The organism is Mesorhizobium sp. M0040, from assembly GCF_040323505.1.
GTDB lineage: Bacteria > Pseudomonadota > Alphaproteobacteria > Rhizobiales > Rhizobiaceae > Mesorhizobium.
Genome location: NZ_JAMYVA010000118.1, coordinates 1 through 2555, shown reverse-complemented (window position 1 = coordinate 2555; position 2555 = coordinate 1). Strand labels below are relative to the sequence as shown.

Sequence of the window (2555 nt, the reverse complement as noted above, 5' to 3'; positions counted from 1 at the left end):
CCAATTTAGCTAGTTCTCATTGGGGGAGTAATGTCCCCTCCTCTTTTGCAGCAGCCAGGAATGCCTTGCGGGCCTCCTCAGGTTCCATCTCGTCGAAAATCACGGCCATGCAAACGCGCACCGCGAGGTCCCAGCAAGGGCCACGCTTGGTCCACTTCATCAGCTCCTCGCCGGCAGTCTCGGCGTTGTTGACGTTGTGGATGATCCCGGGACGCTCGGACTTGACCGGGACCGGAGGGTTGAACCAGTGGAGAGCCATGCGGTCACTCTTTGTCGGCCCGATCAAGTTCCTCCAGCAAATACATTTGCTCAGCCCAGTTCCCGTTCTACAGGCAGAGTGAGCAGGTTGCGAAGGTAATTGCGGATTACTCCTCTAGCTATTGAAAATGGCGCAGGACGGCGCGCTTTCGTCGCGATGCCACAGTGACTGAAGTTGGCTGACAGCTACTCGCGACAGTCGAAAGCCACGCAGAGGCATGGCAGTTGCTGCCTCGACGATCGCCTCGGTTAGTTCTTCGTCAGAGGCCACCAAGCAAGGCGCAGCCTCCCGAGCTTCGCGTAGTGCAGCTTTGATCGAGACCGTGTCGCCACGGTCCGCCCTGTTGAGGAGGCGGTTATTCGCGAAGATCGAACCCGACGAACAGGCCAAAGGCTGGGGCAACATTGACAATAAGCTCCACCAGCTCGCAGTCAGTTTCCGCCAGGTGTGGCCCGTCTCGGCGCACCGCTGCAATAGTCTCTTTGACGGAGATGATTTGGCCGCGACGGGCTTGTAGGATCAGCTCGTGAACAAGGTGTTTGGCAGTCACTTTGTCGGGTCGGCAGTTCGTCCAAACGTTCATACAAGGCCTCCCACCTCAGCGAGAACCCAAGGGAACATTCATGATCCTCTGTCGAGAAAAATCAAGAAGAATGTTTGATAACTTCTGAGTGGGAATCAGGGGGACAAGCCACGAAGCGAGCCTCTATACTCTTTGACCTGACGCTCAGCCAGCCGGCTAGGGACCTTCTTCCGTCGGGCCCTGTTTGGCCCGATCAATAGCCGCAAGTAATGACTGTAGGGTTGGCGGCAGTTCTGGTTCGACCTCCAGATTTAAGAATGTTTGTACGTGATGACGATAGCCTTCGGAACGGATCAGTTTCCGAAACGCTTCGGAGACAGACTGATGGTCTGCTTTGTTGCTCGTTGTCATGTTCGGGAAGTCCGTCCCAATGAGCCGCAACTCGCCCGCAACGAATGGGTTCCATCAGGAGGTCGGAATATTTGGCTGAATTTTCTGAGCGGGAGATCGGATAACTGGCTCGCGCGAAGACCCCCCGTGCCCCCTTCGTTTGCCGCAGCATTAATCCTCGCTCTTTGAACTGAAGATTCATGTCGATCTAGCGTCGGTGTTGCACATCGTGAATCTTGGAATGCTTCTGTCCAATGTTTGCTCACAGCGGGTTGACACTACGGCGATACAACGGCCGCGCTTGTCCGCGTACGGAAGATGCAAGCGCAGTTTGAACAGCCCAAGGGCGCGGCGCTGTCCAGCCGGATAAAGGGCGGACGAACGGATAAGCGGGAGTCCGACGGCTAGGGCACGAGTCCAGCCTAGTGCGTCGCTCGCGTCTTCGGACTACTGGTGAAGCAAGTCCGATGTGGGCCTATCGCGACCCCGCTTCACCTGCCGTCCAGCCGTTCGCGCATTCGCGATCGTCGCTCTCGGCAACAGGCGGCGCGCCCGGCCAGGACGTGTCGCATGTGCGCGCTGTCGAAGGAGGCGCGCAGCAACATTTCGCGTGAAGCCAACGCGGGCATCCGATCGATCGTAACCTTTCTCTGCAATGAGCGCCTTGTTGCCGGCGATGGGCCTTCGGCTCTTACGCATTATGGAAATCACATGGTGGTCCCGGCACCCGATGCCGGCAACAGGTCTGCTTCGGAGCGTCGTGACAGAACTGGGCGACATGGTTGCGGTGGAGTAGGCGCCGTCGCCCTGGATGAACAACAACCTGTCGCATGCGGTGCATGCGTTGTCGAAGCTTTCGGTCGGTCACGGCCGCGGCCGCATCGACAACAACCGCAACGGCATCAAGTCGTTGCTGAAAGCGCGCAAGGTATCTGTCACGACATAGCGTGCCGGCGAAGGTCCGCCCTCGCGACAGGGATTCGTTCTAGGCCGATCAGTCGGCAACGCGTCCGGCCAGATGAGCGAGAGCTTACCCTCGGTGTTGGTCTCGACCCGGCTCGCATAGAGGTGCCGTGAAGGGACATCTCCAAACGCTCATCGACGGTCGTCGATCACTGCCGACTACGAATCGAGATCGTATGGCTCGTGGCCTAGCTCGTTGTGATGAAGCGAGGACGCGCCGCCAGTCGAGACCTTCGAGTAGCGCCGAGAGCTGCGCGGCCGTCAGCCGCATCATGCCGTCATGTACTTTCGGCCAGCGGAACTCCCCATCCTCCAAACGCTTGTACCTCACTTGGGAATGCAGACTCTACGAACGCAGTTACGCAATTAGTGCGGATCACGCATCCGTTTCATCCTCTGTTCTCGCGGCTGCTGCCATGT

4 protein-coding genes are annotated in these 2555 nt (G+C 58.2%); 1 reads left to right on the top strand and 3 read right to left on the bottom strand.

The features are described from left to right. Window positions 1-16 precede the first annotated feature (16 nt). Both NKJ91_RS33485 and NKJ91_RS33480 read right to left on the bottom strand, forming a co-directional pair. Complete coding sequence (locus NKJ91_RS33485) at window positions 17-259, bottom strand: DUF982 domain-containing protein (protein ID WP_352458910.1); 243 nt, start codon at window positions 257-259, stop codon at window positions 17-19. A gap of 355 nt (window positions 260-614) precedes the next feature. Continuing rightward, window positions 615-842: a hypothetical protein gene (locus tag NKJ91_RS33480; RefSeq protein WP_352458909.1), complete on the bottom strand. Its 228-nt coding sequence runs from the start codon at window positions 840-842 to the stop codon at window positions 615-617. 1141 nt (window positions 843-1983) lie between these two features. On the opposite strand from NKJ91_RS33480, the gene NKJ91_RS33475 reads away from it, so the two are divergent. Next, window positions 1984-2118 (top strand): hypothetical protein, encoded by a 135-nt coding sequence (locus NKJ91_RS33475; RefSeq protein ID WP_352458908.1) that lies wholly within the window; start codon window positions 1984-1986, stop codon window positions 2116-2118. 84 nt (window positions 2119-2202) lie between these two features. Here the strand turns inward: NKJ91_RS33475 and tnpB are convergent, their stop codons facing one another. After that, window positions 2203-2466 (bottom strand): IS66 family insertion sequence element accessory protein TnpB, encoded by a 264-nt coding sequence (tnpB, locus tag NKJ91_RS33470; RefSeq protein WP_352458907.1) that lies wholly within the window; start codon window positions 2464-2466, stop codon window positions 2203-2205. Window positions 2467-2555: the final 89 nt, after the last annotated feature.

What these genes read in the sequence shown, in the direction of transcription:
- NKJ91_RS33480 (WP_352458909.1), bottom strand. Translation starts at nt 842, where the DNA reads ATGAACGTTTGGACGAACTGCCGACCCGACAAAGTGACTGCCAAACAC.
- NKJ91_RS33475 (WP_352458908.1), top strand. Translation starts at nt 1,984, where the DNA reads ATGAACAACAACCTGTCGCATGCGGTGCATGCGTTGTCGAAGCTTTCG.
- NKJ91_RS33485 (WP_352458910.1), bottom strand. Translation starts at nt 259, where the DNA reads ATGGCTCTCCACTGGTTCAACCCTCCGGTCCCGGTCAAGTCCGAGCGT.